We start from the raw sequence: 26,401 nt of genomic DNA on the forward strand, positions 1-26,401 counted from the left end.
CGGCGCCTAGCGTCCCGATTGTTCCGAGGGAATCGGCACTTCCGGCAGACGCTCCGGCTTCACCATCCACTCGCGGCCCTTCAGCATCCCCTGCCAGTAGACCGGCGGCAGGATGCGTTCCTTCAGCAACCAGGCCAGGCGGCTGGGCTTGCGGCTGTCGATCAACCATGTGGGGAAGCTGGGCAGCAGCTTGCCGCCATAGCCGAATTCGGCCAGCACGATCTTGCCGCGCTCGACGGTCAGGGGGCAGGAACCGTAGCCGTCATAGTGGGATTGATAGCCTGTCTCGCCCATGTCGTAGAGCAGGTTCTGAGCCACGACCGGTGCCTGCTTGCGGGCCGCCGCGGCGGTCTTGGCGTTGGGCGCGTTGGTCACATCGCCCAGACCGTAGACCTTCCCGAAGGTCTTGTGCCGCAGGGTCGACTGATCGACGTCGAGCCAGCCGGCCGCGTCGGCCAGCGGACTGACCCGAACGAAGTCCGGCGCCGTCTGCGGCGGACAGACGTGCAACAGATCGAAGTCGCGTTCGACCGTCTCGCTGTTGCCGTCGTCGTCTGTCCTGGTGAACCAGGCTTTCCTGGCAGCTCCGTCCACGGCGGTCAGATTGTGCTTGAAGTTCAGCTGGGCGCCATAGCGCTCGACGTAGCTCATCAGCGGCGGCACGTACTCCTTGACGCCAAACAGCACCGCACCGGCGTTGTAGAAACCGATGTCCATGTCCTTCAGCCGGCCGGACCGCCGCCAGTGGTCCGCCGAGAGATAGAGCGCCTTCTGCGGCGCGCCGGCGCACTTGATCGGCATCGGGGGTTGCGTGAAGAGCGCGGTCCCCGAGCGAAGCTGCCGCACCAGCTCCCAGGTGTAGGGCGCGAGGTCGTAGCGGTAGTTGGAGGTCACGCCGTTCTTGCCCAGGGTCTCGACCAGTCCGTCGATGCTGTCCCAATCCAGCTTCAGGCCAGGGCAAACCACCAGACGCCCGTACTTCACCACCCGGCAGCCGTCCAGGATCACCGCGTCCTCTTGCGGTTCGAAAGCCGCGACCGCCGCCTTCAGCCAGTGCACCCCCTTGGGGATGACCGAGGCCATGGTGCGCACCGTCTCGCCGGGCCGGAAGACGCCGCCGCCGACCAGGGTCCAACCGGGCTGGTAGTAGTGGATATCGGCCGGGTCGATGATCGCCACCTCTAGGTCGTGGCGGCGCTGCAGCAGGCTGGAGGCCACCGAGATGCCGGCGGCCCCGCCGCCGACGATCACCACGTCGTAGCTGGCGTCGCCACGGTCGACCGGCGTCTTGCCGCCGTTGGCGATCCGGCGCACCACACCGGACATGTCGTAGCCCGCCGACTTGGCCCGCTGCAGGATTTCGGTCAGCTCCAGCCCGTCGGCCTGGGACAGCGACCAAAGCGTGACCGAGCGGGTACCGCTGCGGCAGTAGGCGAAGACCGGGCCCGGAAGCTCGTCCAAGGCCCGACCGAAGGCGGCGGCGTCTTCGTCGGTGACCTTGCCGCTGACGACCGGCAGGTAGCGGGCCTCGAGCCTCGCTTTCTTGGCTTCGGCCGCGATCTCTTCGAAAGTCGCCTGATCGGCGCCTTCGCCGTCGGGCCGGTTGCAGAGGATCGCGCGGTAGCCGGCGGTCGCCAGCCCCGCCACGTCGGACGGGGCAATCTGGCCGGACACGGACAGGCGCGAAGAGACGATCTTCGGCTCCATGACAGAGCTCCCTTCGGAAAAACGGCGGGCCTACAGCGCGTCGAGCGGGATCTTCAGGTAGCGGGTCCCGTTGTCCTCGGGCGGCGGCAGCGCGCCGGCGCGCATGTTCACCTGGATCGAGGGGAGGATCAGCCGCGGCATGCCCAAGGTCGCATCACGGGCGCTGCGCATTTCCACGAAGTCCGCCTCCGTCACGCCGTCGTGGACGTGGATGTTCTTGGCTCGCTCTTCCGCTACCGTGGTCTCGTTGGCGACCTCGCGGCCGCCGTTGGCGCCGTAGTCGTGGCACATGAAGAGACGCGTCTGCGGCGGTAAGGCGAGGACCCGCTTGATCGAGCGGAACAGCGTCCGGGCGTCGCCGCCGGGAAAGTCGCAGCGCGCCGTGCCGGAATCCGGCATGAAGAGCGTGTCGCCGACGAAGGCCGCATCGCCGATCACATGCACCATGCAGGCCGGAGTATGCCCTGGCGTATGCATGGCGAATGCGGTCATGCCGCCGATCTCGTAAGTGTCGCCATCCAGGAACAGGCGGTCGAACTGGCTGCCGTCATGCCGGAAATCGCTGCCGGCGTTGAAGACCTTGCCGAAGATCTCCTGCACCTGGACGATCTTCTCGCCGATGCCGATCCTGCCGCCGAGCCGGCTCTTCAAGTAGGGCGCGGCCGAAAGGTGGTCGGCATGCACATGCGTCTCGATCAGCCAGGTCACCTCGAGGCCCTGGCGCTCGACCGCGTCGGCGATCTCGTCGGCCGAGACGGTGGCCGTGCGTCCGGAGGCCGGATCGAAATCCAGCACGGAGTCCAGAATGGCGCAGGCCTTGGAGCCGGGATCCCTGACCAGATAGCTGAAGGTGTTGGTTGCCGCTTCGAAGAAGGTCGTGACCTCGGGTTTGACCGAGGTGTCGACCGGATAGGTAAGTTCCATAGCCCAGTCTCCGCCGGTTTTCGCTGATCGGACGTTTCCCCGCGGCTGCTCGAGGAGAGAAAAGCCGCAGAGGCAACCTCTACGCCAATCAGCTAAGCGGTGATTTGAGCCATATCAATATATTCGAATGTGATAATGTTTAGATTCGGCAAACAGCGTTATTCCGCCGCAGCTTTCCGTCCCGACGACTGCGGCAACTCGCCCCGAATGACGTAAGCCAGGGCCTGCACCACCTGCTCCGGCGCGCGCGCCACGGCGTTGGCGGCCGCATCCACCTCTTTCAGGGCATGATCGTGCTCCGGCGGATGCAGGGTGACGATGGGCTTGCCGAGCGCCGCCGCATAGCCGGCATCGAAAGCGGCGTTCCACTGCTTGTACTTTTCGCCGAAACGCACGACCACGACGTCGGCCTCGGCGATCAGCCTGCCGGTACGGATCGCATTGAGCTGCGCGCCCTTGCGGTCGTGCCAGACCTTGTTCTCCTCGGCCCCGAAAATGACAACGCCGCAGTCGTCGGAGTCCTCATGCACCGTCACCGGCGCCGTCAGCTCCACCGGCAGCTTGGCACGAGCGACGCCCTCGGCGATCTGCTCGCGCCAGTCGCTGTGAATCTCACCCGAGAGATAGATCTTCCAAGTCCGTCCACTCATGCGCTGTCTTCCCTAAGTCATGTCGTTCAGACGCCAGAGGTGGGGTCTGCCATGCGATTAGTCATCCCCCGGCGCGGCCTGCGGCGTGGCGCCCTGCGGTGCGGCTTGCGTCTTCGGCTCGTGACTGCGGTCGGGGAAAATCAGGCGCAGCACCACGTAGAAGACCGGCGTCAGGAAGAGTCCGAAGAAGGTGACGCCGAGCATTCCGGAGAAGACCGCCGTGCCGAGGGCTTGGCGCATCTCGGCACCCGGACCGGTCGCGATCATCATCGGTACGACGCCCAGGATGAAGGCGAAGGCCGTCATCAGGATCGGGCGCAGGCGCAGGCGGCAGGACTCGACGGCCGCATCAACGGCCGAGGCGCCCTCGGCCTGAGCCTGACGCGCGAACTCGACGATCAGGATGGCGTTCTTCGCCGCCAGGGCGACCAGCACCACCAACCCCACCTGGGTCAGGATGTTGTTGTCCATACCGCGCGTCATCACGCCGATCATCGCCGAGAGCACGGACATCGGCACGATCAGGATGATCGCCAGCGGCAACACCCAGCTCTCGTATTGCGCGGCCAGGACCAGAAAGACGAAGAGCACGGAGAGCAGGAAGATGAAGACGGCCGTATTGCCGGTCTGCCGCTCCTGGAACGCCAGTTCCGTCCACTCGAAGCTCATGCCGCCGGGCAAGACCTGAGCGGCCAGCTCTTCCATCGCATCCAGCGCATCGCCGGACGAGACCCCGGGCGCCGCGGCCCCCTGCACCGGAACGGAGGTGTAGAGATTGTAGCGCTGCACCAGGTCCGGGCCCGAGCGCAGTTCGACGTCGGCCAGCGTGCCCAGCGGCACCAGAGCGCCGTTCACTGAGCGGACCTTGAGCTGCTCGATATCGGCGATATCGAGACGGTGAGGCGTGTCAGCCTGGGCGCGCACCTGATAGACCCGGCCGAAGGCGTTGAAGTCGTTGACGTAGGTCGTCCCGAGATTCATTGAGAGCGTCTGAAAGATGCTGTCGATCGGCACGTTCAGCATCTGCGCGCGCACCCGGTCGATATTGAGGAAGATCTGCGGACTGGAGGCACTGAAGGTGGTGAAGACCTGCTGCAGGCGCGGATCCTGGTTCGCCAATCCGACCAGTTGATAGGCCGCCTCCAGGACGCGGCGCATGTCCGCCGTGTTGAGCTCCTGAAGCTGGATCTTGAAGCCGCCCGCGGTGCCGATGCCCTGCACCGGCGGCGGTGGGATGGCGATGATGAAGGCCTCCTCGATCTGCTGCAGGGCGCCGAAAAGCTGGCCCACGATCGCTCCGGCCGGCTGGCCGTTGGCCAGGCGCTCCTCGAAGGGCTGGAAGGTCGCGAAGATCACGCCCGCATTGGTCGCGTTAGTGAAGGTGGCACCAGAGAAGCCGGCGAAACCGATGGCGTTGAGCACGCCCGGCACCTCCCTCACGACATCGGTCGCCCGCAGCAGCACCTCGTCGGTCCGGTTCAGCGAGGCGGCGTCGGGCAGCTGCACCACGACGATGGCGTAGCCCTGGTCCTGCTGGGGAATGAAACCGCGCGGAACGCTGTTGACCGACTGGACGGTGCCGAACAGCAGACCGGCGAAAACCAGCAGCATCAGCAGTCGCATAGCCTTGCGGCCAACCAGCGTCCGGACACCGCCGGCATAGCCGCCGCTAAAACGGTCGAAGCCGCGATTGAAGCGATCGCCCGCCCAGAGCAGGCCACGCGCCAAGAAGAACTTCGGGCGCGGCGCATCGTGCGGCCTCAGCAGCAGCGCGGCCAGCGCCGGCGAGAGCGTCAGGGAGTTGAAGGTGGAGATGACCGTGGAGACCGTAATGGTCACGGCGAACTGCTGATAGAACTGGCCGCTGATTCCCGGAATGAAGGCGACCGGCACGAAGACCGCCAGCAGCACCAGCGAGGTTGCGATGATCGCCGTCCCGACCTCGTCCATCGTGCGGTGGGCGGCCTCGCGCGGGGACAATCCGTCGCGGATGTTCCGCTCCACGTTCTCCACCACGAGGATCGCATCGTCGACCACGATGCCGATGGCCAGGACCAAGCCGAACAGCGTCAGCATGTTGATCGAGAAGCCCATGGCGCCCATCGCCAGGAAGGTTCCGATCAGCGACACCGGGATGGCGGCGACCGGAATCAGGGCGGTGCGCCAGGACTGCAGGAAGACCAGGATCACCAGCACGACCAGCAGCAAGGCCTCGAACAAGGTCGAGTAGACGGCGTCGATGGACTCGGAGATGAACTCGGTCGGGTTGTAGACGATCTCGTAGTCGAGTCCGGGCGGGAAGTCGCCCGAGACCCGCTCCATGATGGCGCGGATCTGATCGGCGGTCTCCAGGGCATTGGTACCGGGCCGCTGGAAGATGCCCAGCGCCACCGCCGGTTTGCCGTTCAGGTAGCTGTTGGTGACGTAGTCGCGCGCGCCGAGCTCGACCCGGGCCACGTCCCACACGCGCACAATGCGCCCGTCATCGGTCGCGTTGACGATGATCCGGCGAAAGTCGCGCGGGTCGGAGAAGCGCCCCTGGGTGGAGACGGTCACCTGGAAGGGCGTGCCGTCGGGCGAAGGTGGCGCCCCGATGGCACCTCCGGTCACCTGGACGTTCTGTTCCTGCAGCGCCTCGATGACGTCTGCGGCGGTCAGGCTGTAGGCCGACAGCTTGTCAGGGTCGAGCCAGACGCGGATCGAGAACTCGCGCTCGCCGAACAGCCGAACATCGCCGACCCCTGTCAGCCGGACGATTTCGTCGCGGACACGGGTGCGCGCATAGTTGGAGACATAGAGCTGGTCGTAGCTCTCGTCCGGCGAGAGCATATGCACGACCATCATGATGTCGGGGGACGATTTGCGGGTGGTCACGCCCTGGCGGCGCACCTCCTCCGGCAGACGCGGCTCGGCGACGGCGACACGATTCTGCACCAGAACCTGCGCCTGATCCAGGTCGGTTCCCAGCGCGAAGGTGACGGTGACCTGCACCTGCCCATCGCTGGTGGAGTAGGAGGACATGTAGATCATGCCCTCGACACCGTTGATCTCCTGCTCCAGCGGCGTCGCCACGGTCTCGGCCACCGTCTCGGCGTTGGCGCCGGGATAGGAGGCGCTCACCACCACAGTCGGCGGCGCGATCTCCGGATACTGGGAGATTGGCAGCGCGAAGAAGGCGATCAGGCCCGTCACCACCGTGACAATGGACAGAACCGTGGCGAAGATCGGCCGGTCGACGAAGAAGTGGGCGAAGTTCATCGGGCCGGCCTACTCAGCCACCGGCGGCAACTCGATCGGTTGCGGAGAGATCGTTACGCCGGGCCGCACCCGGATCAACCCGTTGACGACGATCGTTTCCTGCCCGGTCAGACCTTCGCGGATCACGCGGTATCCGTCGATGCGCGGCCCGGGCCGCACCTCGCGCGGAGTGACCACGTCCTCTTCCCCGACGACATAGACGATTCGGCGGTTCTGATCGCTGGCGATGGCCTCGTCCGGCAGCAGGATGCCCTCGTAAGGCAGCGACCCCGGCACGGAGACCACGCCGAAGAGGCCGGGCTGCAGAATCAGGTCCGGATTGGGAATGATGGCGCGCACGCGCATGGTGCCGCTGTCGGGGTCGACCCGGTTCTCGGAGAAGTTCATTCGGCCCACCACGGGCGCTTCGCGCGCATCGGACAGGCGAACCGTCACCTCCAAACCGCCGCCGCCTTCCTGCAGATTGACGCCGCGCTCGCGGGCGTCGCGGGCATAGGCGAGGAAGGAGCGCTCGTCGATATCGAAGTAGAAGTAGATCGGGTCCGTACTGACGATGGACGTCAGGATCGTATCGTTTTCCTCGACCAGATTACCTTCGGAGATGTAGTTGCGGTCGATGCGCCCGCTCAACGGCGCCTGGATCTGGGTGTAGTCGAGATCGAGGCGCGCGCGCTCCAGCGCCGCCTCCGCCGCGGCGACCCTGGCCTGTGCCCCAAGGAAGCCCTCGCGCCGTTCGTCGACGGCCTGGCGAGAGATGTTGCCGCGCGTGACAAGCTGTTCGGCGCGGGCCAGATCCGACCGCGTGAAGGTCAGTTCGGCCTGAGCGCTGTCGAGTTCCGCCTGGGCCTGCCCCAGCGCCGTCTCGAAGGGACGCGAATCGATGGTGAAGAGAAGGTCGCCCTGCTGCACGATCTGACCATCGTCGAACAGGATGCTCTCGAGATACCCGCCCACGCGGGCACGAACCTCGACCTCGCTGACGGCTTCGAAGCGCCCGACGAATTCGTCGTCCTCGACGACTTGCTTCACCAGAGGCTGCGAGACGCTGACCTGCGGCGGCGGCGGCGCGCTCGGTGCATTCGCCTCGGCCTGCTCCTCGTCGCAGCCGACGAGCGCCAGAAGGGCCGCCGTCAGGGCGACTGCCGGCCAGACCCGGACCTTTCGCCCGCCCGGCGCTCCATTTAAACCACGAAAGCGTCCAGCCCACATCGTGCAGGTCATATTCTCGTTTCCCAGTCAGTCGGATAACGCGCAGAGCACCGGGCTCGCCGGTGTCTGGCAATGCCCTTTACCGCCCAGGGCGCAACTGCACAGTGAGATCCATCACAGGCGGTCGGGTCGAGCAACAGCTATCACGAGAAATAGACTAGCCTAAAACCGTTTCGTTTTGTCAGTCGTTTTCCAACACCTCATCCGAAACGTCACAGAACTGACCGCTCTTGTTTGAGTACGATTAATCGATTTCATTGCTTACCGTATTCAACCAGAAGAAGGATACCGATCGCGATGAAGCCCAGACCGGCAACCAGCTTCAAGGGGAGAATCGCCAGATGGCGTTCCGCAAGGCTGCCGAGCAGGACGGCAACGGCGGTCGAGAGGATCAGCGCAGCGCTGGCCGACGCGAAAACAACGAGAGGCGGGTGACGCCGATCAGACGAAAAGAGAAGCGTCGCCACTTGGGTCTTGTCCCCCAGTTCAGCGAGAAAGACCGTAGCGAAGACCAACAGGAAGCTGCTCATGTGGCATCTCTGTGGGGAGCCGGTTGCGACACCAATAGCGAAGCGCGCACCTCGGCTCCCCTGGTGGCCGATGCGCCTTCGCCATAGGTCTCGCCAAACCGGTATCGGCCATACGCGCCACGGCGTCGGTCCGAAGACCTCTGCCGAGTCTGTTGACGCGCATCCCCTGTCGCTGGGGCGGCTACTCCCCTACGGAGCGATTCGTAGATCGCATAACGCAAACCGCGACGCAAGAGGCGCGCACGCTGGACGAGATCTAATCGTAGGTAAGGTCGCGTGCCTTGCCGCGGAAAATCCAGTAGGACAGCGCGGTATAGGCGACGATCACAGGTAGCACGAAGAGCGTCCCGATCAGAATGATCAACAGGCTTTCCGGCGCACTCGCCGCATCGTAGATCGTCAGACGCTCCGGCACCACATAGGGATAGAAAGAATAGGCGAGACCGGCAAAGGCCAGAACGAACAAACCCAGCGCCGCCGCGAAGGGGGCCCAGCTGAAGGCGTCGCCGCGGGCCGGAAGATGGCGCAGGCCCAGCCTGAGACCGGTGACGATGGCGATGGACAGCAAGGGCAAGGGCGCCAGCAGCAGGACTTCCGGCACGACGAACCACCGGCCGAAGATCCGCGGACTGACCAGCGGCGACGCCAGCGACACCGCCAGGATGCCGAGCACGACCAGCAACAGCAGGCGCTGCGCCCAGACCACCGCCTTCCGCTGCAGCGCGCCTTCCGTCCTCCAGATCAGCCAGCAGGCGCCGATGAAGGCATAACCGGCCGCCAGGCAGACGGCCGTCAAGCAGGCAAAGATCACGGTGCCGACCGTCTGTTCCAGCCCCATGACATAGAGGCCCAGCATGTAGCCCTGCGCCAGGGCTGTCATCAGCGATCCAGCGAAGAAGCTGCGGTTCCACAGATACTGGCGTTCGACCTGCACCTTGGCTCGGAACTCGAAGGACACGCCGCGCAGAATGAGTCCGACCAGCATGATCACCACCGGGATGTAGAGCGTGGAGAGGATCTGCCCGTGGGCGATCGGGAAGGCGACGAGCAACAGCCCGACAGCCAGGACCAGCCAGGTCTCGTTGGCGTCCCAGAAAGGTCCGATCGAGGCGATCATCCGATCCTTCTCTTCCGCTGTCGCCCTGGCACAGAGCAGACCGACCCCCAGGTCGTAGCCGTCCAGGACGACGTAGATGAGGATCGAGAGACCCATCAGTACCGCGAAAACGACCGGCAGCCAGACGGTGGGATCGCCGAAGAGAGTCAGCATCGCGCTCACTCCGCCGCGACGGTCGTGAGACGACCGGCGGGATCGGCGGACGGGCCGAGACCTTCGCCCCTGGCCACCTTGCGGGACAGATGCAGCAGAACGCCGATATAGGCGGTCAGGAGCAGACCGTAGATCGCAAGATAGAGAGTCAGCGATCCGGCGATGATCGGAGCCGGAACCGTGGAGATGGCGTCGGCCGTCCGCAGCACGCCGGTGACCAGCCAGGGCTGTCGTCCGATCTCAGTCACGTACCAGCCGGACAGCGTCGCGACCCAGCCGGAGAAGGTCATCGCGACCAGACCGCGCGCCAGCCAGGGATGCGGCTGCCGGCCCCCGCGTGTCAGCCAGACGCCGCACCAGGAGAAAGCGAGCATCAAAAGGCCGATCCCGACCATCACGCGGAAGGCGAAGAACACGGGTGCGACCGGCGGGTGTTCGCCGACGAAATCGTTCAGACCCGGCACCACGCCGTCGGTGTCGTGCTTCAGAATGAGACTCGCACCGTAAGGGATACCGATCTCGAAGCGGTTCTCCCGAGCCTCCTCGTCGGGGATCGCGAAGAGCAGCAGAGGGACGCGCGACTGGGTTTCCCAATTGCCTTCCATGGCCGCCACCTTCTGCGGCTGATGCTCGAGCGTGTTGAGGCCATGCAGGTCGCCGACGAAAATCTGCACGGGGATCAGGACCGCGGCCATGACCAGACCGGTGCGCAGCACCGCGCGCAGACCGGCCGAGCGGTCGCCCAGCAGCCAGCGGAAGGCCGAGAGGCCGGTGATCAGGAAGGCAACCGTGAGACCCGACGCCAGCAGCATGTGGGTCAGGCGATAGGGCAAGGAGGGATTGAAGATTATCGCCATCCAGTCGGACGCGTGGACCACGCCGTCGCGCAGCTCGAAACCGGCGGGCGTGTGCATCCAGGAGTTCAGCGCCAGAATCCAGAAGGCCGACATGGTGGTGCCGAAGGCGACCAGGAAGGTCGCCAGCGTGTGCAGCCAATTGGGCACGCGCCGGGAGCCGAACAGCATGATCCCGATGAAGACCGCTTCCAGGAAGAAGGCGGTGATCACCTCGTAGGCCAGCAGCGGCCCGGCGATGTTGCCGACCGTCTCCATGAAACCCGGCCAATTGGTGCCGAACTGGAACGACATGGTGATGCCGGAGACGACTCCCATGGCGAAGGACAGCGCGAAGACCTTCACCCAGAAGCGATAGGCCTCCATCCACTTCTCGTCCTTGCTGCGCTGGTAGGCGAGCTTGAACCCCAGCAGCACCCATCCCAACGCGATGGTGATAGTGGGAAAGAGGATGTGAAAGGAGATGTTGGCGGCGAACTGTATGCGCGCCAGGATCACGGGATCCAGGTCCATCGACAGGCTCCTAACCTTTACCGCTTTGCCGGTCGTCCGGCTTTTCCCTCTGCACAGGCTGCCCCTTGCGTCCCGGCAGGAGGGACAAGCGGTCTTTCATTTCCAGGATCTTCTGCACCCGCGCGCCGAGGCTGAGCAGCTGCACCAGCCGCTCGGTCTCCAGGCGCTGCACATCGCCGTACCAGCGGGTCAGAAGTTCGATCAGCTCGTGCATCTCGCGCATGCGCGCCTGCGCATGCCGCTCTTCCGGGGAGACAGGCTCGGCGAGCAACGTCTCGCGCAGTAGCGAGAGCGTCGGGTCGATCTCGCGCTTCTTGCGTTCCTCGACCAGCGTGCGGACGATCTGCCAAAGGTCTTCCGGGGTCGTGAAGTAGTCGCGGCGGTCGTCCGGCAGGTGCTTCAGCCGCACAAGGTTCCAGGCCTGCAACTCCTTGAGGCCGATCGAGACGTTGGAGCGGGAAAAACCAAGCTTCTCGACGATCTGGTCGGCACAGAGAGGTTCAGCGGAAAGAAACAGCAGCGCATAGATCTGGCCGACCGTGCGGTTGATCCCCCAGCGACTGCCCATTTCGCCGAAATGCAGAACGAAGGTCTGGATCAAGGGGGGAAGATTCATGGGAAAAGCCGGCGCTTTCTTGAATTTCAGAAATTTCTGAAATCAATGTAGCCGTAAGTGTGGAAACGACAAGGCTTGGAATGCGTCCAAACTGCGGCTCCCTGCCGCAGTCACCGGAACCTGTGCGACGCCACTGCCAGACGCCGCCGTGCCCGACGCCGGCAACAGCACCTTTCCTCCGGCCGGATATCCTATATGGACTGCGTTTTCTTGGGAGGGTGAGGACTGATAGCGCAGTGGATACAAAGTGTTATCGATGACGAAGCGATGATTTTGCCGTGAGTGCGGCGGGTGAAGCAGACTGGGAGTCCTCAAGGCTCCGTTCTTGTCGTTCGTAAGCGAACAGCTATTCGACGTGCCCTTCGTTGCCACCGACACCAAGGAGTTTACCGGCTTCAACCACGCCTTTGGCACCGACCTATTGGGCCAGATCACAGACTTTGCCGATCAGCACACCGCGTAAGGAGAGAGTCTGTGCCCACGCCGAAGCCCGACGACGTCGGAACCGCTCCCAGGCAAAACGATGGCGCTCCAACTCGCAGAGACTCACCCGCAGCAAGCCGCCGAGTTCTTTTGTTTGGAGACCAAACGCTCTTCGCGCAGAGCGCGCTCAACCGCCAGCGCCGTCCCGCGCGAGAGCCAGGCCGGCGGTGCCCAAGTCACCTCAGGGTGCGGCCGAGCCGCCTTGTCTTCCGGTTGCACCTCGACCAGATCGCCGGCGACACGATGAATCTCGCTTCTGTCGATACCGATATCCGCAAGTGCACGGTCGCTCATCAGTTGTAGTTCCCGCACCGCGCCGGACCGGGCGCGGCGGCGCGCGCCAGCCTCGGACCAGGCCCTGAGGCCCTTGCCGACGGCCCGGCCCAGCGTGCCAACGGCCTGCCAGGCCGTTGCCGAGCCTGCTTGGCTCGCGGTTTTCAATCTCTGATTCGCCTTGGGATCGGAGATAAGCCACACCATTTGGAAAAGCACTGCTGCCTCCATTATAATACTTGCCGGTCAGTATTCGGTTCGCGGCAAGATTCGAATGATATTTTTCTATGATCCTGCTTGGATCTCTCCACGATAACTTGCTAGCTTTGAACGCAGGCGACAAACGAGTATCCTTTCACCGCCGCGATAGAAAACCTCACCCATCCGCGAACAGCTTTCAGCGACAGCCCCGCCATGGCCCGACGTCTTCTTCCCCTCAACGGTCTGCGGGCCTTCGAAGCCTCGGCGCGCAACATGAGCTTCAAGGCCGCCGCCGAGGAACTGCATGTGACGCCGGCCGCGATCAGCCATCAGGTCAAGGCGCTGGAAGACATGATCGGGCAGAAGCTGTTCCGCCGCCTGACCCGCCAACTCGTCCTGACCGAAGCGGCGCAGCTCGCGCTACCCGATCTCCAGAGAGGGTTCGAGTATCTCACCCACGCCTGCCGACAGCTCGAGTCGGAGGCGGATGACGGCGTCCTGACGATCAGCGTGGCGCCGTCCTTCGGCGCCAAATGGCTGGTGCCGCGTCTGGTTGGCTTCCAAGAGGCGCATCCGGAGATAGAGGTAAGGGTCGCCGGCGCAGATCATCTGGTGAACTTCGATGTCGAAGACGTCGATGCCGGCGTGCGGTTCGGGCGCGGCACTTACGAGGGACTCCACGTCGAGAAACTCTTCACGGTCTCCGTGGTGCCGGTCTGCGCGCCGGGTTTGGTGACTGCGGACCCGCCGCTCCGCGATCCCTGCGACCTACGGCATCATACGCTGCTGCACTACTCGGCCCTCTTCCTGCCGAACGAGGCCTCGCCGGCCTGGAGCATGTGGGTGAAGGCCGCCGGCCTGGGGGGCATCGATCCCAACCGAGGCCCTAAGTTCAACTCCTACGCCTTGCTGGCGGAGGCCGCCTTGGCCGGCCAGGGGATCGCGCTGATCGACGAGTCCGTGGTAGACGCGGAGATCGCCTCGGGCCGCCTGGTGCGGCTCTTCTGCGATCAGGACTTCATGACCAGAGAGTTCAGCTACTACCTCGTCTACCCGCTCAACCGGCCACGCAGCCGGAAGATCGAACTCTTCAGCGACTGGATCCTGGAGGAAGCGCGGCGCTTCCGCTGCGGCGAGTCGATGGGCTGATCCAGGCAACATGACCCTGCAGCTTTCGAACCGCGCAGCCCGCCGGCTCTTTCTCGAACGTCACGGCCTCTCCGACTCGACGGGCGGGCGGCTGAGCGGTCCGGCGCTTCTGGCGCTGGTGCGGAAGCTGGGCTTCGTCCAGGTCGACAGCATCCGCACGGTCGAACGCGCCCATCACATGATTCTCTTCACGCGGCGCAGCGGCTACCGGCCCGCGCAGTTGAGCCGCCTGCTGGAGCGCGAGCGCAGCCTGTTCGAGAACTGGACCCACGACGCGGCGGTGATTCCCACCGATTTCTACCCGGTCTGGCAAAGGCGTTTCGAACGCGAGGCCGTGCAGTTCGCCCGGCGCTGGCAACGCTGGCATGGCGAGAGCTTCCTGCGCAAGCTGGACGAGGTGCTGGAGCATGTGGACTGCCACGGTCCGGTGCGTGCCGCCCACCTGCGCGAGGAGGATCACGGCAATGGCCAGGGGTGGTGGGACTGGGCCCCCTCCAAGACCGCGCTGGAGTACCTCTGGCGCACGGGGCGGCTGGCGGTGACGCGGCGCGAGGGCTTTCAGAAAGTCTACGATCTGGTCGAAAAGGTTATCCCGGCGGCCCAGCGCGACCCAAGCGCGATACCAGACCAGGCGGGCCTGATCGACTGGGCCTGCCGCAGCGCCCTCGACCGGCTGGGTTTTGCCGCAGCGGGCGAACTGGCCCGCTTCTGGGACGGCATCACCCCGGCCGAGGCCACTGCTTGGTGCAGAGCCCAGGGCCAGCGGCTACGTCTGGTCGAGATCGCAGATGCCGACGGTAAACGCTCGCGCCAGGCCTATGCCTGGGCGGATATCGAAGAGCGCTTGGCGGAGGCACCGCCACCGCCCGGCCGTCTGCGCGTGCTCAGCCCCTTCGACCCGCTGTTGCGCGACCGGCAGCGAACCGAACGGCTGTTCGGCTTTTCCTTCCGGATCGAAGTTTTCGTACCGGCCGCGCAGCGGCGCTTCGGCTACTACGTCTTCCCGCTGCTGGAGGGAGACCGCTTGGTCGGCCGGATCGACATGAAGGCGGATCGCGAGGCCGACGCCCTGGTGGTCTCCGCCGTCTGGCCGGAGCGGCGCCTGCGTCTCACCGGGCCCCGGATCAGGAAACTGGAGGCGGAGCTGGATCGGCTTTGCCGCTTCGCCGGCTGCGCCGAGGTCCGCTTCGAAGACGGCTGGCAACGTCCACCGGCCTGATCGGTTCCGCAATTTTCGCCAAGACAGACCGGCCAGCCAACGCCTTAACTGGTTTTCGAGTTCACCTTTAGGGATGACGGTTTGGTGTCGGACCGCGACGACCGGAAGAACTTTGCGGGGCCGAATCGCTTCAGAGGCAAGCGCGTCCTCATCACCGGCGGCACCTCGGGGATCGGCCGAGCAGCGGCGCTGGCCTTTGCAGCGACCGGTGCCTCCCTGGTCATCGCCGGCCGTCATCGCGAGCGTGGGCTGGAGGTATTGGCGGAGACCAATCGCCACGGCGGCGAAAGCCACTTCCTGCCCTGCGACCTCTCCGAGTCGGGCGCGGCCGAAGCCTTGGTCGGCGAAGCCGCCAGCCGGCTCGGCGGCCTGGACGTCGCCTTCAACAACGCCGGCTACCAGGAACCGCGCAAACCGCTCGCGGAACAGCCGGACGAGGTCTTCGAGCGCGTCTTCGCGGTCAACCTGCGCGCCCTCTTTCAAGCCATGAAGGCCGAGCTGGCGATCATGCTGCCGAGAGATACGAGCAGCGGAACCGGCGTGATCGTCAACAACGCCTCGGTCAGCGGCGTACGCAATCCCAACCCCGGCTTCGCGCTCTACAGCGCGTCCAAGGCAGCGGCTATTTCGCTGACCCGCGCGGCGGCCATGGAGTATGCGGCCCAGGGCGTCCGCATCAACGCGATCTCGCCCGGACGGATCGTCACGCCGATGATGCTCGGCGCCGGCCTGGCGGACCCGGAAACCGTGGCGCAGGGCTTGCCGATCAAGCGCATGGGTCAGCCGGAGGAAGTGGCCGACGTCCTGCTCTGGTTGGCATCGGAGGCAGCCTCCTTCGTCGTCGGCCAGAACATCTGCGTCGACGGCGGCTTCCTGGCAGCCTGAGCTTCACCCTGACAAGTGGGTAATGCTAACCTGGCATCGGACCGAAAGCGGCCACCGTCGGACAGTGCCTTGAGCCCAGCCTTGGATCCAGCGACCGCAGGCAATCGAACCCTCTACTGGCGCAGCCGCCGGCTCCCGAGATTGCGCCTGATGCAAGCGGCCCTGACCGACCACAGCTACCCGACGCACAGTCACGACGCCTTCGTGATCGCCGCGACCGAGGCCGGCGGCTCGGCCTTCTACAGTCGCGGATCGCATCAGATCGCCCGCCCCGGCCGGCTGCTGGTCTTCAATCCCCAGGAACCCCACGCCGGTCACCTGAACCAAAGCGCGGGTTGGCGGTACAGGGCCTTCTATCTGGGCGAAGAGGCGCTGACCGAACTCTGCGCCGACGCCGGTCTCGAGCCCGACGTCGGCTTCTGCCAAAACGCCATCGACGACCCCGGTCTGGTCAGTGCCTTCCTCGCGCTGCATCGCCGGCTCGACCGCTGCGACCCTCTGCTGGCGGACGAGTTGCTGGAGCGGAGCTTCGGCGCCCTGTTCCGGACCCACGGCCAGCCCGGTCGCGCCGACCCGGAGGAGGCCTTGGACGACCATCGCCTGGGTCTTGCGCTGGAGCTGATGCGAGCCCGCTTCGGCGAACCCTTGCTGTTGAAATCCCTTGCTCGGGAGGTCGGGCTGACGCCCTTCCAGCTCATCCGCCGCTTCAAGCGCCGGCTCGGGATGACACCCTATGCCCGCCTGCAGCAGTTCCGCCTGGAAGCCGCGGCCCGACTGATGCGCCAAGGCGCCGCGCCGTCGCAAGCCGCCGTAGAAGCCGGCTTCTACGATCAGAGCGCCCTCACCCGACATTTCAAACGCGCCTTCGGGGTGACTCCGGGTCAATTCGCCCTGGCCGAACAGGGCAACGGCAAACAGGGCAATTCCCGCCAAGACCCCCTGTCGGGCGGCGTCTAACCTCGGTCTGCCAAAGTCCGGGAGCCAAATCGATGCGCTACTTCTGTCAGGACAATCCGACGGTCCTCGCACTCGAAACCGAAGTGATCGAACAGCGCGGGACCAAAATCCTGCTTGCCGAGAGTCCTTTCTATCCCGGCGGCGGCGGACAGCTCGCAGACCTCGGCCGACTGCGCTGGTCCGATGGGGAAGTTGCCATCGCCGGATTCCAGGAGCGGGCCGGCCGCCTCTGGCTGGACCTGGTCAAGGCCGTGCCCTTGCCGCGCCGGGTCGAGGCTCTGGTCGACCCCGAGTTCCGCAGCAAGCAGGCGCAGTTGCACAGTGACCTGCATATCGTCAACGCACTGGTCTTCCGGCAGTTCGACGGCGCCCTGGTGACCGGCGCCCAAATGAATGCGGACGGCACTGCGCGGGTGGACTTCGACATACCCGGCGCCGACTCCGCCGCCCTGCGCGCCCTGGAACCGGAGATCAACGCCATCATCCGTCAGGATTTGCCGATCCGCAGCGAGCGCATCCCAGCCGATCGGGCGCGTCGGGAAGTGGGGTTGCTGCGCTCCCTGTCCGTGGACCCGCCTGTCGATCCGGACGGCAGCCTCCGGGTGATCGAGATCGCCGGCCTCGACCGCCAGGCCTGCGGCGGGACCCACCTGAGCTCGACCGGACACTCGGCCCCGGTGCGGATCGTCAAGATCGACAACAAGGGCCGCAAGAACCGCCGCATTCGCATTGCCCTGCTGCCCGACGACGCGGAGAGTGCGTAACTATCCGGCTCCGTCGTCGCGGCCGGTTCTCGCTTCGCAAGATTCGAGGCCGCGCGTTTCCTTCTGGTGTCCGACGCAGGATCGAAGGTACTGAAACACCTTCCGACTGCTGGCACGGACAAGGACCCAAACGCTTGTGACCGACTCGCCCCGCCGAACTGCGCGCGCCTTCCTCGGGCGTGCACGCTTGGCCCTTTCGGACCGCGCCGAGCTGATCGCGCTTCTGGTCTTGCTCGCCGGCTTCCCGATTCTTTCGACCGCCATGCATCGCTGGATCCTCTACGCGCTGGGGATCGTCGTTCTTCTGCGCCTCACGATCCTGCGTCAGTCGATCCGTCTGTTGCTGCCGCGCCCGCTGTTTCTCGCCAGCGGCGCCTTCATCGCCTACGGCCTGCTGTCCGCCATCTGGAGTCCCGTACTGGAAGCGAAGGAGATCGGCGAAGCGGTTCTCGCAGCAGTCACGCTGGTGGTTCTCCTGGCGATGGGCCTTCAGGTCGCCAAGGCCGAAGCGGACGCGCCCTACGGGATCGAGCGGGTCCTGGTCCTCTTTGTTCTGATCTGCGGCGCCATCTGCAGCATCTATCTCATCTTGTACCAACAGGGCATCGACGATCTGATCGTGGACGGCTCGCGCTTGGGCGGCCTGGGTCAGGTGAAGAACCCGGTCTTGCTCGGCTTCGTGGCCGCCGCTGCCCTGCTGGCTGCCCTGGCCCTGCGCGGCGAGCTGCGCCGTCTGGGGGGGTGGGCCGCCGCCCCGGTCCTGATCGCCGTCTTGTTCGCGACCGTGATCGCCACCGAGAGCCGAGGTCCGCTGGTCGCGCTCTTCGGGGGTCTCGGCCTGTTGCTGCTGCTCGAGCGGCGCTGGCGGACTCTGGCGGTCCTGGCCACCGCCTTGGCCATTCTCGCCGCCGTGATTGCCACGGGGGCGCTCGACGAGTTCCATAGGATCGGCATGGCCGACAACCAAAGGTTCGCGATCTGGAGCGCGGCGCTGGAGCAGATCGCGGCCCGGCCCTGGTTCGGCTACGGCGCCCTCTACGAGCCGGAACTCGCGGGCTACAAGGCGACCCACTCGCTCTACATCGGCGCGCTGCTCTACGGCGGTGTGATCGGCGGTCTTCTGCTCGCGGTTATCGTCGCACTGACCCTCATCGCCGGCCTGCGTGCGGCGGGCGACCCGGCCGCCCGCGCGCTCACCGCGATGTTCGCACTGGGCCTGATCGGGGGGCTCTTCGAGTTTCACGCCCTCTTCAAGGAACTGGACCCGGAGTGGCTGCTCTTCTGGATCCCCCTCGCCCTGCTGCTGGGCCGCGAGACGGTGCAACGGAGCCGCCGCTAACCTGCCGCTACCCGTCGCCAAAGCTCCGCGCGAGATCCTCGATCAGGTCTTCGACGTGCTCCAGGCCGGCGTGGAAGCGCGCGGCCGGTCCCGCCGGAAGGTCGTAGGCATGAACGCGGTCGTGCAGGGGTGAGATGGGCAGGACGACACTCTCGAAGCCGCCCCATGAGGCACCGATGGCGAAGTGTTCCAGCCGGTCCAGAAAGGGCTCCAACGGGAATCCGTCTTTGAAGACGACGGAGAAGAGCCCGTTGCAGCCCTCGGCATCTCGCGCCCAGATCTCCGCGCCGGGATGAGACGGCAGTCCGGGATGCAAAACAGCGGAGACCTCGGGCCGGCCAGCGAACCACTCGGCCAGCGCCGCAGCGTTCTCTTGATGCCGTTCCAACCGCAGATTCAAGGTCCGCATGCCGCGCAGCGTGGCGTAGGCTTCGTCGGGGGCCAACGTCTGTCCGGTCGCGATCACGGCCGCACGCAAGGTGGCCGCCGCCGCACCGCGCGCCGCCGCCGCGCCCATCATCACATCGGCATGACCGCCCAGATACTTGGTCCCGGCGACGATCGATACATCGCAGCCGAGCTCCAGCGGACGGTAGAGCCAGCCGGACCCGTAGGTGTTGTCGGCGATGACGGTCAGGCCCCGGTCGCGCGTCCAGCGCGTCAGGCTCGACAAATCCATCACTTCGAAGGTCTGAGACCCGGGCGACTCGACCACGACGGCCTTCGTCTCAGGCCGTATCCAGGGGCCAAGATCCGTCGCATCCCACGGAAAGTAGTCCACCGAAACGCCATTGCGGCGCAGCACCGTCTCGCACAGCTTCCGCGTCACATGAAAGACCGTGTCGACCACCAGAAGGTGATCGCCCGCTCCGGCGAAAGCCGAAAGACTGGAGGCGAGCGCCGCCACGCCGGTCGGGAAAAGATAAGCCGCCTCACCTCCCTCCAGGTCCGCTACCGCCGCCATCAGCGCGTGGGCGGTGGTCGTGCCCCGGCGCCCGTAGGAGAGAACACCGTCGTCCTCTTCCCGCCTGGCCTTGGTATCGACGTAGCTTTCGACCGTGTCGTGCAGGATCGTGGAGGCGCGCACGACCGGCGGATTGGCCGGGCCCGGCAACGCCGGGCGGCCATAGCGGACGAGCTTGGTTTCGCGGCGCACGCGTCAGACCGTTTCCACGCGCTTCGCGCGTTTAGGAGTGAGAACCGAGCGTTCCTGCAAGTCGAGTTGATCCAACAGACCGAGTTCCCATTCCAGGTAACGGCGCGAGGCCTCGAAGTTGCCGTCATGGCGGTCGTGGACGAAGAAGAGATGGTCGATACAGTCCTCCTGACTCGGGACATCAGCCGTTTCGACCAGCGTCAGACCCGCCGCCTGCCAGGATGACGGCGTGCCCTGCACGGCGTCCAGTCTTGCGTAACCCATGGCCCTGAGATCCTTGATCACGCCGGCGATCAAAGCCCGTGACCGGCCGGTCACGACGATGGAGCCGTCCTTCGGCAGGTCGAGGCGATTCAGCCGGGCGCGCGTCACCCACAAAGCGCCTTCGACATGCGCGTCTCTATAGTCGAGACCGGACGAGGCATCGAGAAGAACCGCACCCGAAGCGACCGCCGATTTCAGATCGGCAAGCGCGATCGTGTTCGCCGCGCCCTCGTTCCCGCTTTCGGGCCCCGTGGCGGTCCCGTTGGAAGCGTCCTCCTCCAGGATCCAGACCCGGTGGCCCATACCGCTCAGCCAAAGTGCGGTGGTGGCCGCGCGCAAGCGGGTGTCGTCGCTCAGCACGATACGGGCACCGCGAACGGCGACTTTCTCGTCGGTCGCCTGCACGAGTTGGCCGCCCGGCGCGAGGCGCGCGCCGGGAAAATGCGCCCGCTCATATTCTTCCTGCGTGCGCACGTCGAACAGGTAGGTGGTCGCTTGCTCCTCGGCCCGCCAAGCCCGCAGGGTTTCCGCATCGACCGTCGCCAGGCCGAAACCGCGAATCATCTCATCTCCCCGTCGACGGGTTTCGGCCAGTTCGGCGGCGCTCAGCGCGGGCAATGCCTGCGGCGCCAGTCCGTGATTCAGCTCGAAACCGGCGAGGCGCCAGCCCTGGGTCCCGTTGCGCAGCGCGAAGACCGGATTGGCGACGCCGCACTCCTGAAGCGTCTGCGCGCCGATGATCGAGCGCGTCCGGCCGGCGCAATTGATCACGACCGGCGTCCGCGGATCGGGAACGAGGCTCGATAGCCGGTAAGCCAGTTCCGCATTTGGGCAGGAGCGCGCGCCCGGCAGGGACATCTTTCGAAACTCCTCGGGCGACCGCCCGTCGAGGACCACCACCGGGTCTCCCCGATCCAGCAGAGCCTTGAGATCCTCGGCCGAGATCGAGACCGTTCCCAACTCATGCTCGACCAGTTCGCCGAAACTCTTGGAGGGCACGTTGACCCCCTTGAAGAGAGTGAAGCCGGCCGCGGCCCAGGAGGCCACACCGCCCTCCAGGACTTGCACGGAGCCGTAGCCCCCGGCCTCGAGCAGAGCCGCCGCCTTCTCCGCAATACCGTCACCATCGTCGAAGAGGACGCAGCGCACCGAGCGGCTGGGCAGCAGCGCTTCGACGCGAGTCTCGAACAGGCTGTAAGGAAGGTTCACCGAGAAGAAGGGGTGGCCTTCCCCGTACTGCCCATGCTCGCGCACATCGATAAAGGCGATTTCGTCGCCGTCCGTGAGCTTGGATTTCACGGTCTCCGCCGAAACATATTTCATTATTGCTTGCCTCAGGCTTTGGTCTTTACGCCGATATCCATGATCCTGCAGGTGCCAGCCTCGACATCGAAGGTGACCCGCTCCGTCAGCGTTTCCAGCGGACGCCCGTAGAAGTGCAGATGACGGATGGGTCTCTCGCCCTTGATCTCGACGCTGTGAATGTCGTCGGGCATCAGGGCGAGTGCATGTCCCGGCTTCAGCTCGATCATTTCGCGGGAGCGCAACTGCGCCTCGCCTTCGACGGAGCCATCGTCGAGACGGTCGTAGATCGTGTTGTGCTCGGCACCTTCGACGGCGGCGATGCAGGCCCAGGTCGTATGATTGTGCGGCGGGATCTTCTTGCCCGGCCGCATGACGTTCAGATAAAGCGACAAACCCTCGCCCGACTCCTGAGCGATGAGAAAGCGGTTCTGCTGTTCACCCTCGTTCGGAGCCGGGTAATCGGCCTCGCGCCATAACTCGGTCTTCTGCGACAGCGCATGCAGGTCCTCCTTGATGACGCTCAGTTTTTCGCGGGTCAGAGCTCCCTGGTTCAGGGTGGCGCGCGTTTTCGCGAGCAGGTCTTCGGTCAGCGTTCGGCGGGCATCGATCTCATTGCTCATGACAAGGTCTCTCGCTTCAACTGTTCGAATGAGGGTGAGTCTTCAAGCAGCGGAGTTCTCCTTACTGCGACGCCACCAGCCGCGTACGGCCAGCAGCCAGAAAACCAGGGACGCAAGGATCATGGCGGCACTGATGGGATGGTTCACGGGATCGACGAAAACCAGCCAGTCGCCGCCCGAGATCGAGAGCGCGTTGGAAAGAGAGCTTTCCAACTGCGGCCCCAGCACGAGTCCCAGAATTGCCGGACCGAGCGGAATGTCTGCGAGACGCATGGAGAAGGCGACCACGCCGGCCGAAAGTGCGACCCAGATGTTGAAACTGTTGGCCCCGTCGGCATAGGCGCCGAGCAGGCAGAGCAGGGCGATGACACCGACCATGGCTTCCTTGGGTATCGCGAAGATCCAGCGCGAAACCCCTCTGATGACGAGGAAAGCGGCGGGCCAGAGCAGCAGGTTCGCGATCAGAAAGGCGACAATGATCATCCAGGCGATGTCGCCGTGCTGGGTGAAAAGCAGAGGCCCCGGCACCATGCCGTGGATCGCCAAAGCCCCGATGAACAGGGCGGAGGTCGAGTTGCCGGGGATCCCCAGAGAAAGCAAGGGGACCATGGAACTGGCCGTGACGGCGCTGTTGGCCGCCTCCGGCGCCGCGATCCCTTCCGGAGCGCCCTCGCCCCAGGCCTTCTCGCCGGGCTTGCCGGCAAAGCGCCTGGCGAAACGGCGTGCCGCTTGATCGTAGGACAGGAAGATCGCCATCAGCATGCCGGCACCGGGCAGCACGCCGATCAGGTTTCCGATCGTGGCACTGACGGACCAGACGGGCGCCAGCCGCTTCGCGAGACCGCGCCCGAGACGGAGCGAGCCGATCGGCGGCAGGCTGCTGACGGCCTTTCCACTGCGCCTTTCTTGCCAGATGTCAACCAGCAGTTCGAACATGGCCGCGACCCCGAACAGCCCGACCAGCAGGGGCACGAAGGGAATCCCCTCGATCAGGTTGACGTTGTCGAAGGTATAGCGCGGGAAGCCGGTCACCAGGCTGAATCCCACAGTGGCGACGAGAAGTCCGATCAACGCCGAGATGATGCCCTTCACGACGTTGGCGGCGAGCAAGCCGACCACGCTCGACATGCCGAGGACGACCAGGGCGAAGTTCTCCACGTAGCCGAAGCGCAAGGCCGCCATCGCCAGGGCGGGGGCGAAGACCAGCAGGACCAGCGAGCTGGCGATTCCACCGATCACGGAGGAGGTGATTGCGATGGACAGCGCCCTTCCCGCCCCGCCCTGACGCGCCATCGCGTTGCCGTCGACCGCCGTCAGAAGAGCGGAGGCCGTGCCGGGCACCTTGATCATGATGGCGGGAATGGCCCCGCCCGCCGCGGCGGCGCAGTAGACCCCGACCATCAGCGCCAGGGCTTGCTCCGGCGGCATGGCGAAGGAGAAGGGAATGAAGACCGCAAAAGCGATGTTGTCGTTGATGCCGGGAATCGAGCCGACAATGAGACCCGCGAAGACACCGATCGCCAAGGTCAGAACGACGCTCGGCACGAAGAGGGTGGAGAACCCGAGGGCGATCAAGTCCATGTCGGCATCTCCGTTCCGGCAGGCCCTACAGCAGTCCGGGAATGCGGGACTGCGGCAGCGGTACGTCGAGCGCGAGCCCGAACAGCCCGTAGGCAACGCCGGTGATCAGCAGAGCATAGATCGGGATGCGCAGCGCGCCCCGGACGCCACCGAGCCAAAGCAAGGCGATCTGCATCAGGAGAGTCGGCAGCAGAAACCCGAGGCCGAAGCCGAGCGCCGCGGCCCAGGCGGCAATCACCGCAGCCGCCGGAAGGGCGGCCCGCAGCGCGCCGGCCATCGGCAGGTCTCGCTTGCTCTTCAGCAGACCCATGACGGCGACGCAGGCTCCCGATGCCGCCAGAAGCCCGCCCAGGATCGTCGGATAGGTACCGGAGCGGGCATCGAAGCCTTGGGCTTCCCACGCCGCCCAGAGGCCGAAGCCGCAGAGCAGCGCCCCGATCCAAAGGTCGTTTTGGAGTCTGATGCGGTTTGACATATCAGGAGGCTTTCAGCCGACGGGAGCCGTCCGCGCGGCCCCGGGAGCGCAGGCGTTGGCAAGGATCCCGGAACCAGGCGACGGATGGAAGGCCGAACGGCCGATCCCTACTGACCCAGACCGCTTTGCTCGATGATGCTCGAGGTCAGGGCCGCATAGTCGTCGACGATCTGCTGAAAACCGTCGGCATCCCGGAAGACCGGCTTGAAACCGGCACCGGACATCTTCTCCCGGTAGGCCGGCGTGTCGTTGACCGTCCGGAGCAGGTCCGACAGCTTGGCCACGACATCGTCGGGCGTGCCCTTCGGCACGGACCACCCCCGGAAGGTGGCCCAGATTCTGATGTCGATGCCCGCTTCCTGATAGGTGGGTACATCGGGAAAGCCCTCGTCGCGGGCGTCGGACGCGATCGCCAGCAGACGCACGCCGCCGGTCTTGGCTTGGCTCGAAGCCTCGCCGAGCGGCCAAAGGGCGCCGTCGGCATGTCCGCCAAGCACGGCCTGCAACTGCTGCCCGAAACCCTTGGTGGGGACGTAGTTGAACTGCGCGTCGGTCACCTGCTGGATGGCCAGGCCGCCCATATGGTGCGAGGTGCCGATGCCGGCGATAACGATGTTGAGCGGCGCCTCTTCCGCCGCCGCGATGAACTGCTGGGCCGTCTCGAAGGGCGAGTCGGCCGGCACGACGATGACGCTGGGGTCGAGGTTGTAGAGCCCGACGGGCAGGAAGTCCTCGACGGAGTAGGAGGCCCCCTTCAGCTTCGGGTTCGTGACCACCGAGCTGGTCATGGCGAGGACCGTGTAGCCGTCCGGAGCCGCTTGCGAGGCAACCGTCTGCCCCACCACGCCGCCGCCGCCCGCGCGGTTGACCACGTTGAACTCCGTGCCCTCGAGCAGGGTATTCGCGGTCTCGACGATGATGCGCGACGTGGTGTCGACGCCGCCGCCGGGCGCGAAGGGTACGATGAGATCGATGTCCTTTTCCGGAAAGTCCGCGGCCGAAGCGGATCCCATCATGCCGACCATCAAGCTTGTTGCGAGTAGCGCCGTTAGTTTCTTCACGGATCTGCCTCCTGTTGATTGTTTCTTGCGTCTTTGCCCGAGGGTTCGAGGGCCTGCCCTGGGAACGGGGCACGCGAAAACGCTAGCACGCCCATTTCATTAGAAATAATTAGAAGAAATTGTCTATACATTAGCAACAATGATGCTTTGACAGCCTCTTCAACCGCAAGATGGAACCCTCGGCATGCCTCACGATGTGCAGGTGAGTCACCTCAAGGCTCTGATCGCCATTGCCGAGGAAAACAGCTTCGAGGCGGCCGCGGCGCGGGTGGGACGGACGCAATCGGCCATCACCCAGCAGATGCAGAAGCTGGAGGAGAGAGTCGGAAAACCCCTGTTCCGAACCGTCGGGCGACGCCGGGAGCTGACCTCCGCCGGCCGTACCTTGGTGACCTATGGGCGCGAGATCGTTTCGCTCGTCAACCACGCCCTGACGGCGACGGATCGGGCCACGGAGACCGGGGTCGTCACCATCGGCGCGCCGCAGGAGGTTGCCGAGGAACTGCTGCCGGGGATCCTGTCCCGCTTCGTGCAGGATTGGCCACACGTCCGGGTGACGATCCATGTCGGCCGCAGCCCGGCCCTGATGTCGATGCTGGGGGAAGGACGCCTGGACGTGACGCTCTCGACACGCCGCGCGGACAACTACGAAGGCGCCCTGATCGCGACGCTGCCGTCGCTCTGGATCGCGGGCGCCAGCTACCGGCACGATCCGAAGATGCCGCTGCCGCTGATCCTGGCGGACGAGCCCAGCATGTTCCGCCGGATCGCCTTGGCCGCGTTGGATCTGAGCGGCATTTCGTCGGTCGAGCGCTTCACCTCCCCCGATCTGGCGGGCGTTCGCCTCTGCGTCGCGGCGGGCCTCGGCGTAACGGTTCGGACGGAAAGTTCGTTCTTCGCGAAAACCCGTATCCTCGGCGAAGCTGAAGGGCTGCCGCCGCTTCCGGACGTCAACTACTACGTCTATCGCTCTCCCACGACGACCTCGCCGGCCGCCTGTGCCCTCTACGAGTCGATCCGAACCGCCGATACGGTTGGCGCCGCATCCTAACGATCTTGGTTCAAGGCCGGACAAGGCGTTGTCATCGCAAGGAGATGTCTATAAAAGCAAATCACTAAGTGCGAATGACTCTCAATA

Annotated in this window: 24 protein-coding genes and 1 riboswitch; of the genes, 8 read left to right on the forward strand and 16 right to left on the reverse strand. The window is 65.3% G+C overall.

What is annotated here, in order from left to right:
- Positions 1 to 6: 6 nt before the first annotated feature.
- The 9 genes from DBZ32_RS06505 to DBZ32_RS06545 form a co-directional block, all read right to left on the reverse strand.
- On the reverse strand, positions 7 to 1,707 hold the full coding sequence (locus DBZ32_RS06505; protein ID WP_119166245.1) for a bifunctional protein tyrosine phosphatase family protein/NAD(P)/FAD-dependent oxidoreductase: 1,701 nt from the start codon (positions 1,705 to 1,707) through the stop codon (positions 7 to 9).
- A 30-nt stretch (positions 1,708 to 1,737) separates the two neighbouring features.
- The gene (locus DBZ32_RS06510) at positions 1,738 to 2,631 is read right to left on the reverse strand and encodes an MBL fold metallo-hydrolase (protein ID WP_119166246.1); all 894 of its coding nucleotides are present in this window, start codon (positions 2,629 to 2,631) and stop codon (positions 1,738 to 1,740) included.
- 158 nt (positions 2,632 to 2,789) lie between these two features.
- Entirely contained in the window at positions 2,790 to 3,281 is a 492-nt protein-coding gene (locus DBZ32_RS06515) for a YtoQ family protein (RefSeq protein WP_119166247.1), read from the reverse strand.
- 57 nt (positions 3,282 to 3,338) lie between these two features.
- Positions 3,339 to 6,539, reverse strand: coding sequence for an efflux RND transporter permease subunit (locus tag DBZ32_RS06520; protein ID WP_119166248.1), 3,201 nt, complete (start codon positions 6,537 to 6,539; stop codon positions 3,339 to 3,341).
- Positions 6,540 to 6,548: 9 nt separating this feature from the next.
- Positions 6,549 to 7,760 (reverse strand): efflux RND transporter periplasmic adaptor subunit, encoded by a 1,212-nt coding sequence (locus tag DBZ32_RS06525; RefSeq protein ID WP_208539117.1) that lies wholly within the window; start codon positions 7,758 to 7,760, stop codon positions 6,549 to 6,551.
- A 242-nt stretch (positions 7,761 to 8,002) separates the two neighbouring features.
- Positions 8,003 to 8,278 (reverse strand): TMEM165/GDT1 family protein, encoded by a 276-nt coding sequence (locus tag DBZ32_RS06530; RefSeq protein WP_119166250.1) that lies wholly within the window; start codon positions 8,276 to 8,278, stop codon positions 8,003 to 8,005.
- Between the two features lie 16 nt (positions 8,279 to 8,294).
- A riboswitch (yybP-ykoY riboswitch) is annotated at positions 8,295 to 8,470 on the reverse strand.
- 64 nt (positions 8,471 to 8,534) lie between these two features.
- Positions 8,535 to 9,548, reverse strand: a complete 1,014-nt coding sequence (locus tag DBZ32_RS06535; RefSeq protein ID WP_235830067.1) for a cytochrome d ubiquinol oxidase subunit II — start codon at positions 9,546 to 9,548, stop codon at positions 8,535 to 8,537.
- A 5-nt stretch (positions 9,549 to 9,553) separates the two neighbouring features.
- Positions 9,554 to 10,915: a cytochrome ubiquinol oxidase subunit I gene (locus DBZ32_RS06540; protein WP_235830068.1), complete on the reverse strand. Its 1,362-nt coding sequence runs from the start codon at positions 10,913 to 10,915 to the stop codon at positions 9,554 to 9,556.
- A gap of 10 nt (positions 10,916 to 10,925) precedes the next feature.
- Positions 10,926 to 11,531 carry a GbsR/MarR family transcriptional regulator gene (locus DBZ32_RS06545; protein ID WP_119166251.1) on the reverse strand — a complete coding sequence of 202 codons (606 nt, stop codon included), beginning with the start codon at positions 11,529 to 11,531 and terminating at the stop codon, positions 10,926 to 10,928.
- A gap of 325 nt (positions 11,532 to 11,856) precedes the next feature.
- On the opposite strand from DBZ32_RS06545, the gene DBZ32_RS22025 reads away from it, so the two are divergent.
- Positions 11,857 to 11,994, forward strand: a complete 138-nt coding sequence (locus tag DBZ32_RS22025; RefSeq protein ID WP_162906598.1) for a hypothetical protein — start codon at positions 11,857 to 11,859, stop codon at positions 11,992 to 11,994.
- An 83-nt stretch (positions 11,995 to 12,077) separates the two neighbouring features.
- Here the strand turns inward: DBZ32_RS22025 and DBZ32_RS06550 are convergent, their stop codons facing one another.
- The gene (locus DBZ32_RS06550) at positions 12,078 to 12,455 is read right to left on the reverse strand and encodes a DUF1127 domain-containing protein (RefSeq protein WP_235830069.1); all 378 of its coding nucleotides are present in this window, start codon (positions 12,453 to 12,455) and stop codon (positions 12,078 to 12,080) included.
- 246 nt (positions 12,456 to 12,701) lie between these two features.
- Between DBZ32_RS06550 and gcvA the strand changes: the two genes are divergently transcribed.
- The 6 genes from gcvA (at position 12,702) to DBZ32_RS06580 (ending at position 18,801) form a co-directional block, all read left to right on the forward strand.
- A complete protein-coding gene (gene gcvA, locus DBZ32_RS06555) occupies positions 12,702 to 13,637 on the forward strand; it encodes a transcriptional regulator GcvA (protein ID WP_119166252.1) in 936 nt (311 codons plus the stop codon).
- Positions 13,638 to 13,647: 10 nt separating this feature from the next.
- The gene (locus DBZ32_RS06560) at positions 13,648 to 14,856 is read left to right on the forward strand and encodes a winged helix-turn-helix domain-containing protein (protein WP_119166253.1); all 1,209 of its coding nucleotides are present in this window, start codon (positions 13,648 to 13,650) and stop codon (positions 14,854 to 14,856) included.
- A gap of 84 nt (positions 14,857 to 14,940) precedes the next feature.
- Entirely contained in the window at positions 14,941 to 15,741 is an 801-nt protein-coding gene (locus tag DBZ32_RS06565) for an SDR family NAD(P)-dependent oxidoreductase (protein WP_119166394.1), read from the forward strand.
- Positions 15,742 to 15,810: 69 nt separating this feature from the next.
- Positions 15,811 to 16,698 (forward strand): AraC family transcriptional regulator, encoded by an 888-nt coding sequence (locus DBZ32_RS06570; RefSeq protein ID WP_162906599.1) that lies wholly within the window; start codon positions 15,811 to 15,813, stop codon positions 16,696 to 16,698.
- 32 nt (positions 16,699 to 16,730) lie between these two features.
- The gene (locus DBZ32_RS06575) at positions 16,731 to 17,462 is read left to right on the forward strand and encodes an alanyl-tRNA editing protein (protein WP_119166255.1); all 732 of its coding nucleotides are present in this window, start codon (positions 16,731 to 16,733) and stop codon (positions 17,460 to 17,462) included.
- Positions 17,463 to 17,598: 136 nt separating this feature from the next.
- Positions 17,599 to 18,801, forward strand: a complete 1,203-nt coding sequence (locus tag DBZ32_RS06580) for an O-antigen ligase family protein (protein ID WP_119166256.1) — start codon at positions 17,599 to 17,601, stop codon at positions 18,799 to 18,801.
- A gap of 7 nt (positions 18,802 to 18,808) precedes the next feature.
- On the opposite strand, the gene DBZ32_RS06585 is transcribed toward DBZ32_RS06580, so the two are convergent.
- The 6 genes from DBZ32_RS06585 to DBZ32_RS06610 form a co-directional block, all read right to left on the reverse strand.
- Entirely contained in the window at positions 18,809 to 19,957 is a 1,149-nt protein-coding gene (locus DBZ32_RS06585; RefSeq protein ID WP_119166257.1) for a trans-sulfuration enzyme family protein, read from the reverse strand.
- Positions 19,958 to 19,960: 3 nt separating this feature from the next.
- Positions 19,961 to 21,544 (reverse strand): rhodanese-like domain-containing protein, encoded by a 1,584-nt coding sequence (locus tag DBZ32_RS06590; protein ID WP_119166258.1) that lies wholly within the window; start codon positions 21,542 to 21,544, stop codon positions 19,961 to 19,963.
- An 11-nt stretch (positions 21,545 to 21,555) separates the two neighbouring features.
- Positions 21,556 to 22,146, reverse strand: a complete 591-nt coding sequence (locus DBZ32_RS06595; RefSeq protein ID WP_119166259.1) for a cysteine dioxygenase family protein — start codon at positions 22,144 to 22,146, stop codon at positions 21,556 to 21,558.
- 42 nt (positions 22,147 to 22,188) lie between these two features.
- Positions 22,189 to 23,727: a tripartite tricarboxylate transporter permease gene (locus DBZ32_RS06600; protein WP_119166260.1), complete on the reverse strand. Its 1,539-nt coding sequence runs from the start codon at positions 23,725 to 23,727 to the stop codon at positions 22,189 to 22,191.
- Between the two features lie 25 nt (positions 23,728 to 23,752).
- On the reverse strand, positions 23,753 to 24,202 hold the full coding sequence (locus DBZ32_RS06605; RefSeq protein WP_119166261.1) for a tripartite tricarboxylate transporter TctB family protein: 450 nt from the start codon (positions 24,200 to 24,202) through the stop codon (positions 23,753 to 23,755).
- Between the two features lie 107 nt (positions 24,203 to 24,309).
- A complete protein-coding gene (locus tag DBZ32_RS06610) occupies positions 24,310 to 25,263 on the reverse strand; it encodes a tripartite tricarboxylate transporter substrate binding protein (RefSeq protein ID WP_208539118.1) in 954 nt (317 codons plus the stop codon).
- Between the two features lie 184 nt (positions 25,264 to 25,447).
- Here DBZ32_RS06610 and DBZ32_RS06615 point away from each other — a divergent pair, with 184 nt between their 5' ends.
- On the forward strand, positions 25,448 to 26,314 hold the full coding sequence (locus tag DBZ32_RS06615; protein ID WP_119166263.1) for a LysR substrate-binding domain-containing protein: 867 nt from the start codon (positions 25,448 to 25,450) through the stop codon (positions 26,312 to 26,314).
- Positions 26,315 to 26,401: the final 87 nt, after the last annotated feature.

It is taken from the genome of Algihabitans albus, from assembly GCF_003572205.1.
In the GTDB taxonomy this organism is placed as follows: Bacteria; Pseudomonadota; Alphaproteobacteria; order Kiloniellales; family DSM-21159; genus Algihabitans; species Algihabitans albus.